A 429-nucleotide genomic window follows, 5' to 3' on the forward strand; every position below is an offset into this window, starting at 1 on the left:
GCTCGTGGGCATCGGCGTAGCCGCCGGTCGCGAGTTCGAGCCCGCGCGGACTGGACTCCGTGTCGACAGCCTCATGGGACTGACCATGGTCATGACCGTGGTGGTGATCGTCGTCATGGGCATGATGATGCCCATGGTCGTGATGGCAATCATGATCGTGGTGATGCTCGGCCGCCAGTTGCTCACGGCGCGTCCGCCATAGCATCCAGCCCGCGATGGCGACGATCAGGACGCCGGAGGCGAGCTGGAAATAGGGTTCGGTCGTCTCGGCGTTAAGACCGCCGAACAGCCACATGCCGCCCAGCGCGACGATCCAGACGACCGCCGTATGAGATGCCGTCGCGGCAAGACCGAGAAGGATGGCCTGGCGCACCGTACCCCGGACCGCGATGATGAAGGCCGCCATCATCGTCTTGGAATGCCCCGGCT

General features: G+C 64.8%; 1 protein-coding gene. It reads right to left on the minus strand.

From position 1 onward, the window contains the following. Positions 1–429, minus strand: a 429-nt coding sequence (locus AACY08_RS30095) for a HoxN/HupN/NixA family nickel/cobalt transporter (protein WP_445262079.1), incomplete at both ends; no start/stop codon positions are given.

Origin of the sequence: Pseudomonas sp. EL_65y_Pfl1_R83 (assembly GCF_963970695.1) — a bacterium.
Classification (GTDB): Bacteria; Pseudomonadota; Gammaproteobacteria; order Pseudomonadales; family Pseudomonadaceae; genus Aquipseudomonas; species Aquipseudomonas tritici.